Source organism: Siccirubricoccus phaeus, from assembly GCF_008360935.1.
Taxonomy (GTDB): domain Bacteria; phylum Pseudomonadota; class Alphaproteobacteria; order Acetobacterales; family Acetobacteraceae; genus Siccirubricoccus; species Siccirubricoccus phaeus.
This window is the reverse complement of record NZ_SRXO01000003.1, coordinates 336,773-350,478: the sequence shown is the minus strand read 5'-3', so window position 1 is coordinate 350,478 and position 13,706 is coordinate 336,773. Positions and strand designations below refer to the sequence as shown.

General features: G+C 70.3%; 12 protein-coding genes. 6 read left to right on the top strand and 6 right to left on the bottom strand.

Going from position 1 to position 13,706, the window contains the following annotated elements:
* The first annotated feature begins 40 nt into the window (after positions 1–40).
* Positions 41–1,168, top strand: coding sequence for a C4-dicarboxylate TRAP transporter substrate-binding protein (locus E5N76_RS06330; RefSeq protein WP_149536440.1), 1,128 nt, complete (start codon positions 41–43; stop codon positions 1,166–1,168).
* A 14-nt stretch (positions 1,169–1,182) separates the two neighbouring features.
* A complete protein-coding gene (locus E5N76_RS06325; RefSeq protein WP_149536439.1) occupies positions 1,183–2,364 on the top strand; it encodes a CaiB/BaiF CoA transferase family protein in 1,182 nt (393 codons plus the stop codon).
* A 139-nt stretch (positions 2,365–2,503) separates the two neighbouring features.
* Here E5N76_RS06325 and E5N76_RS06320 read toward each other — a convergent pair whose 3' ends face one another.
* From E5N76_RS06320 to E5N76_RS06295, 6 genes are all read right to left on the bottom strand, one after another.
* Positions 2,504–3,427: an electron transfer flavoprotein subunit alpha/FixB family protein gene (locus E5N76_RS06320; RefSeq protein WP_149536438.1), complete on the bottom strand. Its 924-nt coding sequence runs from the start codon at positions 3,425–3,427 to the stop codon at positions 2,504–2,506.
* A gap of 2 nt (positions 3,428–3,429) precedes the next feature.
* Positions 3,430–4,179 (bottom strand): electron transfer flavoprotein subunit beta/FixA family protein, encoded by a 750-nt coding sequence (locus E5N76_RS06315; RefSeq protein ID WP_149536437.1) that lies wholly within the window; start codon positions 4,177–4,179, stop codon positions 3,430–3,432.
* Positions 4,180–4,225: 46 nt separating this feature from the next.
* Complete coding sequence (locus E5N76_RS06310) at positions 4,226–5,392, bottom strand: acyl-CoA dehydrogenase family protein (RefSeq protein ID WP_149536436.1); 1,167 nt, start codon at positions 5,390–5,392, stop codon at positions 4,226–4,228.
* Between the two features lie 138 nt (positions 5,393–5,530).
* Positions 5,531–7,111, bottom strand: a complete 1,581-nt coding sequence (locus E5N76_RS06305) for a DHA2 family efflux MFS transporter permease subunit (RefSeq protein WP_149536435.1) — start codon at positions 7,109–7,111, stop codon at positions 5,531–5,533.
* Between the two features lie 34 nt (positions 7,112–7,145).
* On the bottom strand, positions 7,146–8,288 hold the full coding sequence (locus tag E5N76_RS06300) for an HlyD family secretion protein (RefSeq protein ID WP_149536434.1): 1,143 nt from the start codon (positions 8,286–8,288) through the stop codon (positions 7,146–7,148).
* Positions 8,269–8,757, bottom strand: a complete 489-nt coding sequence (locus E5N76_RS06295; protein WP_149536433.1) for a MarR family transcriptional regulator — start codon at positions 8,755–8,757, stop codon at positions 8,269–8,271. The genes E5N76_RS06300 and E5N76_RS06295 overlap by 20 nt, the downstream gene beginning before the upstream one ends.
* Before the next feature lie 255 nt (positions 8,758–9,012).
* Here E5N76_RS06295 and E5N76_RS06290 point away from each other — a divergent pair, with 255 nt between their 5' ends.
* The 4 genes from E5N76_RS06290 to E5N76_RS06275 all read left to right on the top strand — a co-directional run bounded on the left by E5N76_RS06290 (position 9,013) and on the right by E5N76_RS06275 (position 13,623).
* Positions 9,013–10,011, top strand: a complete 999-nt coding sequence (locus tag E5N76_RS06290) for a Bug family tripartite tricarboxylate transporter substrate binding protein (protein WP_149536432.1) — start codon at positions 9,013–9,015, stop codon at positions 10,009–10,011.
* Positions 10,012–10,047: 36 nt separating this feature from the next.
* Positions 10,048–11,688: a flavin-containing monooxygenase gene (locus E5N76_RS06285; RefSeq protein ID WP_207791876.1), complete on the top strand. Its 1,641-nt coding sequence runs from the start codon at positions 10,048–10,050 to the stop codon at positions 11,686–11,688.
* A gap of 75 nt (positions 11,689–11,763) precedes the next feature.
* Positions 11,764–12,729: a type I pantothenate kinase gene (coaA, locus tag E5N76_RS06280; protein WP_207791875.1), complete on the top strand. Its 966-nt coding sequence runs from the start codon at positions 11,764–11,766 to the stop codon at positions 12,727–12,729.
* Between the two features lie 84 nt (positions 12,730–12,813).
* Positions 12,814–13,623 (top strand): NUDIX hydrolase, encoded by an 810-nt coding sequence (locus tag E5N76_RS06275; RefSeq protein WP_149536431.1) that lies wholly within the window; start codon positions 12,814–12,816, stop codon positions 13,621–13,623.
* Positions 13,624–13,706: the final 83 nt, after the last annotated feature.

The following is a 13,706-nucleotide window of genomic DNA, read 5'->3' as shown; positions in this document are numbered from 1 at the left end:
CCGCGCGCGACCGGCCATCAACCACAAGGGAGGAACGGAGATGACGAGACGATCGGGACTGACAACCCTGCTGGCCGGCGCCGCGCTGGCGCTGGGCAGCCTGCTGCCGGCCGGCGCATCGGCGCAACAGCGGGCGCTGACCTATTCCAGCTACCTGCCGCCCAGCCACGGCAGCAACCGCGACGGGCTGATCCCGCTGTTCCAGGAGGCGGAGCGCGCGACCGGCGGGTCGCTGCGGATCCAGCTGCACACGGGCGGCTCGCTGGTCGCCGGGCCGGCGACGCTCTCGGCCATCCGCACCGGGCTGGTCGATGGCGGCTTCGTCGTCTCGCTCTACCACCCGAACCAGATCCCGCTGAACACGGCGATGAGCGACCTCGCGCTGCTCGCCGCCGATCCGCTGGCGACGATGGGCGCCATCAACGAGACGGTGCTGCTGAACTGCCCCGACTGCCTGGCCGAGTATCGCCGCAACAACACGGTCTATGTCGGCGCCTACTCGACCACGCCATACCGCGTCATGTGCCGCCAGCCGGTTCGCAGCATGGACGACCTGCGCGGGCTGCGGATGCGCGCGGCCGGCAATGTCTATGGCCGCTGGGCGCAGCGCATGGGCGGCGTCGGCGTCAACATCCCCAATGCCGAGGCCTATGAGGCACTCGAGCGCGGCCAGCTCGACTGCGTCATCGGCTCGGTGGCCTGGCTCGAGACGCTGTCGCTGTGGGACGTGGCGAAGAACGTGGTGGACCTGCCGATGGGGGCGTATTTCGGCGGCGCGCTGATCGCCTTCAACCGCGACAGCTGGAACGGCATCCGCGCCGAGGACCGCGCCGCCTTCCTGCGCCTGGTCCCGCGCGCCCTGGCGCAGGTCGCGGTCGGCTACGTCTGCGACGACGAGACGGTGGAGCGCCGCGCGCGCGAGCGCGGCGTGACGACCTTCCCGCCCGACCCGGCGCTGACCCGGCTGCTCGAGGAATACAACCGCGACGAGGTCCGCAACGCCATCGCCGTGGCGCGCCAGCGCGGCGCCCGCAATCCGGAGCCGGTGATCGAGGCCTTCCTTGCCAATCTGCGGAAATGGCGCGAGATCGTGCAGCGCACCGGCGTGGACGTGGACCGCTTCGAGCAGGCGCTGCGGACCGAGATCTACGACCGGGCCAGGTTCTGAGAAGGAGGAACGCCATGCCGGCATGGGAGCCGCCCTATCGCGGGCTCAGGGTGCTCGATATCAGCCAGGGGCTCGCGGGGCCGTCCTGCGCCTCGATCCTCGCCCAGCAGGGAGCGGAGGTGATCAAGGTGGAGCCGCCCGCGGGCGACTGGGGCCGCGGCATCGGCTGGGGGCTCGAAGGCAAGTGCGGGCTGTTCATCGCCGGCAACCTCGGCAAGCGGTCCATCGCCATTGACGCGACGCGGCCGAAGGGACGCGAATTGCTGGCGCGCCTCGCCCAGGGCGCCGACGTGGTGGTGGAGAGTTTCCGCCCCGGCGTCGCGGCGCGGCTCGGCCTCGGCTACGCCGACCTCGCCGCGCGCGATCCGCGGCTCGTCTATGTCTCGGTCAATGGCTACGGGCAGGATGGCCCCTATGAGAAGCGGCCCGGATCGGATTCCGTGTTCCAGGCGATGACCGGGCTGATGCGCGTCAACCGCGATGCGAGCGGGACGCCGCGCAAGGTGGGCGTGCTGGTGGCCGACATCTGCACCGGCGTCTATGCGGCGCAGGCGACCGGCGCGGCGCTCTATCGCCGGGCCACCACCGGCAAGGGCGGGCATGTGGAGGCGTCGCTGCTCGAAGCCACCACCGCCTTCCAGGCCATGGCGGTGGTCGAGCACGAGATCGCCGGCGGCAAGACGGTGCAGCCCGTGGCGGTGCCGGCGGCGACCTACGCGACCGCCGACGGCTACATCAACGTCACCGCGCTGACCGACCCGATGTTCGCCAAGCTCGCCCAGGCGATCGGGCGGACCGACTGGGCGGGGGATGCGTCCTTCGCCAAGGTCGCCGGCCGGCTCGAACGGCGCGGCGAGATCGATGCCGGGCTCGGCGCGCTGTTCGCCACCGCGCCGACCGCGCATTGGATCGAGCTGCTGAGCCGCCACGACGTGCTGTGCGGCGCGGTGAACAGCTATGCCGAGATGCGCGCCGATCCGCAGGTGCGCCATTCGCGCATCCTGACGGAACTGGACCAGGCGCCCTATGGCCGCATCCTCGTGCCCCGGCTGCCCGGGGTGCCGCCGGAAGCGGCGGCGGCGATCCGGCCCGCGCCAGGCATCGGCGAGCACAGCATCGAGGTGCTGGAAGGACTCGGCGCGACCAGCGCCGAGATCGCCGCGCTGGTCGAGGAAGGCATCGTCCTCGCGGGCTGAACCCTGAAACGGGGGGAGAAGAGAACTTCTCCCCCCGCCCCCCCTCAACCTTCTTTGTCATTTGGGGACCGGCGGCGGCGGCCGGTGCCAATGGTCAAGGAAGGGAGGGGGTTCGGGGGAGGTTCTCCTCCCCCGACCTTCACTTCGCCAGTTCGGCTTCCAGTTCCGGCACTGCCTTGAACAGGTCCGCCACCAGCCCGTAGTCGGCCACCTGGAAGATCGGCGCTTCCTCGTCCTTGTTGATGGCGACGATGACCTTGCTGTCCTTCATCCCCGCCAAGTGCTGGATGGCGCCCGAGATGCCCACCGCGATGTAGAGTTCCGGCGCCACGATCTTGCCGGTCTGGCCGACCTGCATGTCGTTCGCCGCGTAGCCCGCATCCACCGCCGCGCGCGAGGCGCCGACCGCGGCGCCCAGCCGGTCCGCCACCTTCTCGATGATGGCGAAGTTCTCCGCCGAGCCCATCGCCCGCCCGCCCGAGATGACGATCCGTGCCGCCGTCAGTTCCGGCCGCTCGGACTTCACGATCTCGGCGCCCACGAAGGATGACAGGCCGGGGTCGGCGGCGGCCGGGGCGGCTTCCACCGTCGCGTTGCCGCCTTCGGCCGGGACCGGGTCGAAGGAGGTGGCGCGCACCGTCAGCACCTTCTTCGCATCCGCCGACTTCACGGTGGCCAGCGCGTTGCCCGCGTAGATCGGGCGGATGAAGGTGTCGGCATCGACCACGCCGCAGACATCGGACAGCACCTGCACGTCGAGCAGCGCCGCGGCGCGCGGCATCACGTTCCTGCCCGCGGCCGAGGCCGGGGCCAGCAGGTGCGAATAGCCCGGCGCCAGCGCCACCAGCTGCGCCGCCAGCGGCTCGGCCAGCGCCGGCGCCTCGGACCCGGTCAGCAGCTTCGCCACCCCCGGCAGCCTTGCCGCGGCGGCCGCGGCCGCGCCGGCCCCTTCGCCGGCCACCAGCACATGCACATCACCAAGTTTCCGCGCCGCGGCCACCGTGCTGCGGGTGGGCTGGGTCAGCGCGCCGTCCTTGTGGTCGGCGAGAACAAGCACGGCCATGGTCAGATCACCTTCGCTTCGTTGCGCAGCTTCTCGACGAGTTCCTGCACCGAGCCCACCTTCTTGCCGGCCTGGCGCTTCGCCGGCTCCTCGACCTTCAGCACGCTCAGCCGCGGCGTCACATCAACGCCCAGATCGGCCGGCTTCACCGTCTCGATCGGCTTCTTGCGCGCCTTCATGATGTTGGGCAGCGAGGCGTAGCGCGGCTCGTTCAGCCGCAGGTCGGCGGTCACGATCGCCGGCAGCTTCACCGACACCGTCTCCAGCCCGCCATCGACCTCGCGCGTCACCCTGAGGGCATCGCCCTCCTTCTCGACCCTGGAGGCGAAGGTGCCCTGGCCCCAGCCGAGCAGCGCCGCCAGCATCTGCCCCGTCGCGCTCATGTCGTCGTCGATCGCCTGCTTGCCCAGGATGACCAGCGCCGGGCCTTCCCTGCCGACGATCGCCTTCAGCAGCTTGGCCACCGCCAGCGGCTCCAGCACGCCGTCATGCTCGACCAGGATGCCGCGATCGGCCCCCATGGCCAGCGCCGTGCGGAGCTGCTCCTGCGCCGCGTTCGGGCCGCAGGACACCGCGACGATCTCCTCCGCCACGCCCTTCTCCTTCAGGCGCACGGCTTCCTCGACCGCGATCTCATCAAACGGGTTCATCGACATCTTGACGTTCGCCGTCTCGACGCCCGACCCATCCGCCTTAACGCGGACCTTCACATTGTAATCGACCACCCGCTTGACGGGGACGAGAACCTTCATCGGCATCTTCCTGGTTTGCTCAAGGGACCGCCCTGCGGCGGCGCGTTCAGTAGGATTTCGGCAGCCCGAGCACGCGCTCGGCGACGAAGCTTAGGATGAGCTGCGGGCTGATCGGAGCGATGCGCGGGATCATGCTTTCGCGCAGGTAGCGCTCGACGTGATATTCCTTCGCGTAGCCGAAGCCGCCATGCGTCATCACTGCCTGCTGGCATGCCTTGAAGCCGGCCTCGGCGGCGAGGTATTTCGCCGCGTTCGCCTGCGCCCCGCATTCGAGCCCGCTGTCGTAGCGCCAGGCGGCGTTCATCGTCATCAGCCGCGCCGCCTCGAGTTCCATCCAGCATTCGGCGAGCGGATGCTGGATCGCCTGATTCTGGCCGATCGGGCGCCCGAACACCACGCGCTCCTTGGCATATGCGGCGGCGCGCGACACCGCGAGATGACCAAGGCCCGCCGCCTCCGCGGCGATCAGGATGCGCTCGGGGTTCATGCCGTGCAGGATGTAGCGGAAGCCCTGCCCTTCCTCGCCTATGCGGTCCTCGACCGGAATCTCGAGTCCGTCGATGAACACCTGGTTGGAATCGACCGCCTTGCGGCCCATCTTCTCGATCTCGCGCACCTCGATGCGGCTGCGGTCGAAGTTGGTGTAGAACAGCGACAGCCCCTCGGTGCGCTTGCGCGCCTGCTCGGCCGGGGTGGTGCGCGCCAGCAGCAGCATCTTCTCGGCGACCTGCGCCGTGCTGATCCACACCTTCTGGCCATGCACGACATAGCGGTCGCCGCGCCGCTCGGCGCGGGTCTTGAGCTGGGTGGTGTCGAGGCCGGTATTGGGCTCGGTCACGGCGAAGCAGGCGCGCTCGCGGCCCTCGATCAGCGGCGGCAGCATCCGCTGCTTCTGCTCCTCGGTGCCGAACACCACCACCGGCTGCAGCCCGAAGATGTTCATGTGGATGGCCGAGGCGCCGCTCATGCCCGCGCCGGATTGCGCGATGGTCTGCATCATCAGCGCCGCCTCGGTGATGCCGAGGCCGGTGCCGCCCACATCCTCGGGCATGCAGACGCCGAGCCAGCCGCCCTTCGCGAGCGCCTGGTGCAGCTCGGTCGGGAACCCGCCCTGGCGGTCGCGCATCAGCCAGTATTCGTCGCCGAAATCGGCGCAGATGCGCCCGATGGCCTCCTGCAGCGCCTCGTGCTGCGGCGTCAGAGCGAAATCCACGACGTTATCCCCCTTCATTCCTCGATCGCCATCCGCAGCTATCGGGTCGGACCGGCATCCGTCAAGTCGCCATCCCAGGCTGGCATGGCCCCGCCATTCGCGGAAGCACCTCCGCGAAACCCGATGGCGCGGCGGCGTTCAGCCTGCCCGGCGGGAGCGCAGGCGCATCAGCCAGGCGGGCGGGATGGCGACGACGAAGGCGATGGCGACCAGCAGGAAGCCGTCGCGGTAGCCCATCATCATCGCCTGCGCGGCCAGCATGCGACCGAGATAATCCAGCGCGTAGCCAAGCCGCTGTCCCTCGGCCAGGCCGATGCTCTCCGCTCCGAAGCCCGGGGCGACGCCGCCTTCGGCAATGCCCCCCTCGGCCAGGAGATAGGAAAGAAGTTGCCGCAGCATGTCTACTGTGGCCGGATTGGCGGTGTCCTGGGAGGCGGCGAAGGCATGGGCGTAGAGCTGGCCGCGCCGCTCGCTCATCACGGCGAGCAGGTTGGTCCCGATCGCCCCGCCGAGCTGGCGGACGAAGTTGAGCGCCCCCGAACCCTGGCCCAGCAGGTGCGGCGGCAGCGCACGCAGCGCCCCCGCGTTCAGGCTCGGCATGATGAGGGAAAGCCCGATGCGCCCCAGCGCGATCCATATCGCCAGCGACCAGAAGGAGGTATTGGTGTCGAGCCCGGCCATGAGCAGCGAGGACCAGGCGAACAGCAGCAGCCCGGCGGTGATCATCACGTCGGCCGGCAGCTTGTCCGTCAGCCGCCCGGCGATGGGAAAGGCGATGGTCAGGATGAGCCCGGCGGGCATCAGCACCAGCCCCGAGCGCGTCGCGGTATAGCCCTGGATGGTCTGCACGAAGATCGGCACCAGGTAGGTCGAGCCGAAGATGCCGGCGCCGAACACGATGGCGACGATGGAGGCGCCGGAGAAGCTGGGGAAGCGGAACAGCGCGAGGTTCAGCATCGGCGCGGCGGTCCAGCTCTCCCACCCCAGGAAGGCGAGGCCCGAGACCGCGGCGAGGGTGAAGTCGGCCAGCACCATGTGCGACAGCCAGCCATGACGCTGGCCGTTGGACAGCCCGTTGAGCAGCACGAAGAGGAACACCGACAGCAGCGCGAAGCCGATCCAGTCGAAGGGCTTGCGCGGGCCGCTGGACGCGCGCCCGGGCATGAACAGCGCCGAGAGGAACAGCCCGACGATGCAGGACGGCAGCACCAGGAAGAACACGAATCGCCAGTTGAAGTTGTCCACCATCAGCCCGCCGATGGTCGGCCCGAGCGCGGGCGCCAGCACCACCCCGATGCCATAGATGCCCATGGCCGAGCCGCGCCGCTCGGGCGGGAAGACCTGGAAGATGGTCACCATCGCCAGCGGCTGCAGCACCCCCGCCGCGCCGCCCTGCAGCACGCGGGCAAGGATCAGGACCGGCTCGCTGGGCGCGAGGCCGCCCATCGCCGAGGCGACGATGAACACGGCGATGGTGCCGGAGAAGGTGGCGCGCTGGCCGAAACTGTCCACCAGCCAGGCATTGATGAGCATGGTGCCGGTCATCGCGGCGAGGAAGCCGGTGGAGATCAGCTGGGCCTTGTCCTGGCCCATGCCGAATGTCCCCATGATGTCCGGCAGGGCGACATTGACGATGGTCGAGCTGAGCACGGTGCTGATGGTGCCCATCATCGCCGTGATCGTGACATACCACCGGTAGTTGGCCCCCCAGCGCTTCATAAGCGCGGGGAGCGAGCCGGGTGCCGGCGCCTGGTCAGTCACGGATGGATGCCTCGACCTCCACCATCATGCCCGGGCGCAGCCGCCCTTCCTGCTGCGGCACGCGGATCCGCACCGGCAGGCGCTGGGAGATCTTGGTGAAGTTGCCGCTCGGGTTCGGATTGGGCAGCAGCGCGAATTCGCTGGTCGCGGCCTGGCCGATGCGATCGACCGTGCCGTCGAGGACCTGGCCGGGATAGGCATCCACCGTGACCCGCACCCGCCCGCCGGGGCGGAAATAGCGGATGTCGGTTTCCTTGACGTTGGCATCCACGCGCACCGCGTCGGGATCGTGCACCATCAGCAGGCGCTGGCCCGGCGTGACGTATTCGCCCGGATCGACGAAGACGCGGTCCACCCGGCCGTTGAACGGCATGACGATGCGCCGGTCGGCGAGGTCGAGCGCGGCGCGCTCGCGCTGCGCCGTCAGGCTCGCCTCCTCGGCCGACAGGGTGTCGAGCTGCCGTCGCAGCACGTTGAGCTGCTCGCGCGCCGCGATGACCTCGGCGAGGGTGGCGCGCGCATTGGTCAGGTCCGCGCGGCGGGCGAGCACCGCCTGCCGGCCGGAATCGAGGGCGGCGCGGCTCTGGTCGAAGCGGGCCCTGGTGCCGGCGCCGGTGGCCACGAGTTCCTGCGCGCGCGCGAAATCCGCCTGGGCGAGCTTGAACTGCGCCTCCGCCCCGGCGAGCGCCGCCTCGGCCGCCTCGACCCGGGCGCGCTGGGCTTGTTCCTGGCTGGCGGTCTGGTGGTCGATCATCACGATGCGCGCCTCGGTCTCGGCGCGGCGGGCGGCCACGCCGGCGAGCTGCGCCTCGACGTTGCGCAGGTCGAGCGAGGCGATGCGCTCGTCGATGGCGATGATCACCGTCCCCTGGGCAACGGAATCGCCTTCGGCGACGTTGACCGCCGTCACCCAGCCGGGCATGCGGCTGCTCAGCACGACCATGTCGGCGGCGATGCGCGCGTCATCGACATGGATGTGGGTGAACTGCTTCATCAGCCACGAACCGGCGGCGACCAGGATCGCCCCGCCCACCACCACCGCGGCCGCCCGCCCCACGATCCGCCGCATCACCCGCATCCGCGCAGGCCGGCCGGCCGTCTCCGCCGGGATGCCGCTAGGCTGCCCTATGTCCATTCTCGCAATCCGTCCTTGCCGCCGCGGCGGCGAGATTGGCCGCCACGCGATCGAACACCGCGAGGCAGAGATCAAGCTCCGCCGCGGAGATGCCACTCAGCAGTTCCGACCGCACCGCGGCCGCCGTGTCCTCGATCACCCGCAGCACCGGGATCGCCTTGTCCGTCAAATGGACGGTCTTGGCGCGCCGGTCCTGCGCGTCGCCCACCCGGACGACCATGCCTTCGCGCTCCAGCCGGTCGAGGGTGCGCACCAGCGTCGGCCCGCCGACGCCGACGCCGGCGGCGAGATCCTTCTGGGTGAGGCCGTCGCCGCTGCGCGCGAGGTGCAGCAGCGTCACCCAGCGGGCATCCGTCAGCCCGAACTCGCTCAGCCGGCGGTCCAGGCGCGCGCGCCAATGGCGGGCGATCTGTCCGAGCAGCACGCCGAAGCGTTCCTGACCACCGAGCAGGGTTGCATCCACTCTCATCGCAGGCAACTAATTAGCCGGGCAATTAATCTCCTGCAACCGAAAAAGCGGCGATGCGCGGTCCTCGCGGCGGTCCGCCGCCCGAGGCGGCATCCGCCGATGCGTCGCCCGATGGCGAGCTCGTGGACCGCTGGAGAGGTGATTGACGATTGCCGCGCCGGCTGCGCAGACTGAACGCCTGTTCAGCGGGCTGCCACCCGCTGGACAAAGACGCTGGAAAAGCAAACTGAAATAAAAAGTGGAGTGGGGGAAACCATGGAACGACCGAAGGGTGCGGCCCTGCCGCGCCGCCAGGCGCTGATCGGCGCGGCGCTGCTGTCGCCCGCATTGGCCGCCCCGGCCCGCGCCCAGGCATGGCCGGCCCGGCCGATCCGCTTCATCGTGCCCTTCCCCGCCGGCGGCTCGACCGACGTGCTCGGACGGCTGCTGGCCGAAATGCTGCGCGAGGGCCTCGGCCAACCCGTGGTGGTCGAGAACCGCGCCGGCGCCGGCGGCAATATCGGCGTGGACGCCATCGCCAAGGCGGCGCCCGACGGCTACACGATGGGCGTGTCTGCGGGCGGGGCGCTGGCGATCAATGTCTCGCTGTTCCGCCGCCTGCCCTATGATCCGCGCCGCGACCACGAGCCGATCGCCCAGATCGCGCGCACGGCGAACATCCTGGTGGTGAGCGCGCAATCGCCCATCCGCACCCTGCCGGAGCTGATTGCCGCGGCGCGGGCGCGGCCGGGGGAGCTGTCCTACGCCACCCCGGGGGTGGGCTCGTCGAGCCACCTGTCTGGCGAGCTGCTGCGCGTGCGCGCCGGGATCGACATCTTCCCCGTCCATTTCGCCGGCAATGCGCCGTCGAACACCGCGATGATGCGCGGCGACGTCGCCTTCACCTTCGAGACCATGACGACCGGCCTCGCCGCGATCCGCGCCGAGCAGTTCCGCCCCCTGGCGGTGAGCGGGGCGGCGCGGGCGCCGGCGCTGCCCGATGTGCCGACCATGGCCGAAGCCGGCGTGCCGGATTGCGTCACCGACGTGTTCTTCGCCGTGATCGGCCCGGCCGGGATTCCCCGCGCCGCGGTCGAGCGCAGCTCGGCCGTGCTGCAGCGGGCCCTTGGCGCGCCGGGCGTCGAGGAACGCTTCCGCGAGATGCTCGGGCTCGAGGTCGCCTTCTCCTCGCCCGAGGAGACGCGCCGGATCATCGCCTCCGAGATCGACCGCTGGGCCGAGATCGTCCGCATTTCCGGTGCCCGCGTGGACTGACCGGCGCGCCGCCACTCCTGCAAAGGACCGAATCCGATGACCACCATGACCGAGACGCGCACCGCGCCCGCCGGTGCCCCTGGCACCACCTTCGACGCCATCGTGATCGGCGCCGGCATGTCGGGCCTCTACCAGCTGATCCGGCTGCGCGAGCTCGGCCTCAGCGCGCGCGTCTTCGAGGCCGGCACCGGCGTCGGCGGCACCTGGTACTGGAACCGCTACCCCGGCTGCCGCTTCGATTCCGAGAGCTATTCCTACGGCTTTTCCTTCGACAAGGACCTGCTGCAGGAATGGAGCTGGAGCGAGCATTTCGCCCCGCAGCCGGAGACCGAGCGCTACCTCAACCGCGTCGCCGACAAATACGACCTGCGCCGCGACATCCAGTTCAACGCGCGGGTCAAGGCGGCCGAATGGGACGAGGCCAGCCGCAGCTGGACCGTCACGCTCGAGGATGGCAGCCGCCACCGCGCGCGCTTCCTGATCACCGCGATCGGCGCGCTGTCGGCGCCGACCATGCCGAACTTCCCCGGCATCGGCGACTTCCGCGGCCAGTCCTTCCACACCGGCCTGTGGCCCAAGGAGCCGGTGGATTTCGCCGGCAAGCGCGTCGCCGTCATCGGCACCGGCGCCTCGGGCGTGCAGACCATCCAGGAGGTCGCCAAGACGGCGCGGGAACTGGTGGTGTTCCAGCGCACGCCGAACTGGTGCGCCCCGCTCGGCAACGGCAGGATCACGCCCGAGGAGATGGAGCAGATCCGCGCCCGCTACGACGAGATCTTCCGCCGCTGCGAGGAGACCTTCTCCTGCTTCCTGCACACGCCGATGGAGAAGGGCGCCTTCGAGGTGTCCGAGGAGGAGCGCAACGCGATCCTCGAGAAGCTCTACAATGAGCGCGGCTTCGGCATCTGGGTCGGCAACTTCAAGGACATGCTGACCAGCCGCGAGGCCAACCGGGTCATCTCGGACTTCGTCGCCAACAAGATCCGTCAGCGGGTGAAGGACCAGAAGGTCGCCGAGAAGCTGATCCCGAAGAATCATGGCTTCGGCACCCGCCGCGTGCCGCTCGAGACGAAATACTACGAGGTCTACAACCAGCCCAACGTGACGCTGGTGGACACCCGCGAGACGCCGATCGAGCGCATCACCGCGACCGGCATCCGCACCAGCGAGCGGGACTACGAGTTCGACATCATCGTCTATGCCACCGGCTTCGATGCCCTGCGCGGCGCCTTCGACCGCATCGAGTTCCGCGGCAAGGACGGCGTGGCGCTGAAGGAGATGTGGAAGGACGGCGCGACATCGCTGGTCGGCATGCTGCAGGACGGCTTCCCGAACATGTTCATGCTGCTCGGCCCGCACGCCGCGCTCGGCAACATCCCGCGCTCGATCGAGTTCAACGTGGACTGGGTGACGCGCCTGCTGCGCCACATGCAGGCCAATGGCCTGACCCGCGCCGAGGCGACGCCCGAGGCGATGGCAAAGTGGATGGACCATGTGATGGAGGTCGCCCAGGGGCTGCTCTCCATGGAGGTCGATTCCTGGATGACCGGCGTCAACGTCAATGTCGAGGGCCGGCAGGTGCGCCGAGTCGCGCGCTACACCGGCAGCGCGCCGACCTATCGCGCATGGGCCGAGGACATCGCCGCGCGCGGCTATGCCGGCCTGGCGCTGAGCTGAGGCCGGGCCCGCCATGGACCGCGCTGCCTTTCCGGTGGTTCCCTCGCCTCCCCGCACCGCGGAGCATGGCGGCTGATGCCGCGGCTGGTCATGCTCGCCTCGGCGCGCGGCGCGTCCTGCGCGAAACCCCGCCCGCAGGAATGGGAACATTTCACGCGGCGCGACTGGGCCGCGCTCGCAGCCGGCACGCCGCCCGCCCTGACGCAAGCCGAGTACGCCGCGCTGTGCGGCTTGAGCGAGCCGGTCTCCTTCGCCGAGGTGACCGAGACGCTGACCCCGCTCGCTTGCCTCATCAACCTCGAGGTGGCGGCGGCGCGGCGGCTGGCGGCGGACAAGGCCGCCTTCCTCGGCCGCGCGGCGGAACGCCGGCCGTTCATCGTCGCCATCGCCGGCAGCGTCGCCGTGGGCAAGAGCACGCTGGCGCGCACGCTGCGCTTCCTGCTGGCGCGCTGGCCCGACCATCCGCGGGTGGATCTGGTGACCACCGACGGCTTCCTGCATCCGAACCGGGTGCTGGAACAGCGCGGGCTGATGCATCGCAAGGGCTTTCCCGAAAGCTACGACCAGCGCCGGATGATCCGCTTCCTCGCCGATGCGAAGTCGGGGCTCGAGGTGCAGGCGCCGGTCTATTCGCACCTCGCCTACGACATCGTGCCCGGCGAGCACCAGGCGGTGCGCCGGCCCGATATCCTGATCTTCGAGGGGCTGAACGTGCTGCAGACCACCGCCGCCGCGGTCGTCGCCTCGGACTTCTTCGACTTCTCGATCTACGTCGATGCCGAGACGGCCGACATCGAGGCCTGGTACCTTGAGCGCTTCCTGCTGCTTCAGCGCACCGCCTTCCGCGACCCGGCCTCCTATTTCCACCGCTACCGCGACCTGCCGCGCGCGGAGGCGGAGACGATGGCGCGCGACATCTGGCGGCGCGTCAACCTCGTCAACCTCCGCCGCAATGTCGCGCCGACGCGCGAGCGCGCGCGCCTCGTGCTGTCCAAGCGCAGCGACCATGCCGTGGGGGAGGTGCTGCTGCGCCGCCACTGACCACGCCTCCCCGCGCCGCGATGGCGCCCCACGCCGCCTGTGCAGCCGGCCCCTGCCTGCACGCCGCCCGAGGCTCCCCTGCCCATGTCCGCCAGCCCCGCTTCCCCGGTTTCCGCCCGCGCCGCCGCCACCGTGCTGCTGTTGCGCGACCGCCCGCAGGGCATGGAGGTGTTCATGGTGGTCCGCCACCATGAGATCGACTTCGCCTCGGGCGCGCTGGTGTTTCCCGGCGGCCGCGTCGATCCGGACGATGCCGCGATCGCCGAGGCCCTCGGCGGTGCTTCGCACGCCACGCCCATCCACGTCGCGGCGGTGCGCGAAACCTTCGAGGAATGCGGCGTGCTGCTGGCCCGGCGGCGCGGCGAGCAGGGGCTGGTCGGCGCCGAGGTGGTGCAGCGGCTGGAGGCGCCGCGCGCCGCGCTGTGCCGCCGCGAGGCCGCCTTCGCCGATATCCTCGCCGCCGAGGACCTGGTGCCGGCGACCGACCTGCTGGTGCATTTCGCGCATTGGATCACGCCGCGCACCCAGCCCAAGCGCTTCGACACGCATTTCTTCCTAACCGTCGCGCCGGAGGACCATCTCGCCCTGCATGACGGCGGGGAGGCGGTCGATTCCGTCTGGATCCGGCCGGCCGACGCGCTGGACGATGCCGCCAACGGGCGCCGCAAGATGATATTCCCGACCCGCATCAACCTGATGAAGCTGGCGCGCGAGACCACCGCCGAAGCCTCGATCGGCGCCGCGCGCAGCGCGCCCGTCATCACCGTCGAGCCGGAATTCGTGCGCGCCGTCCCCGGCGGGCGCGAACTCCGCATCCCGCTCGCCGCCGGCTATGGCGGCGAGATCTTCCTCGCCCACGACATGCCGGCCTCGGGCGGGGCGCCGCCGCGTTGACCGGCGCGCGGCGATGATCGGACCTTCCATCGAAGGGCGCCCGCCCGCCCGGGCGGGCGGGCGGAAGTGCCGCGGCATGGCGC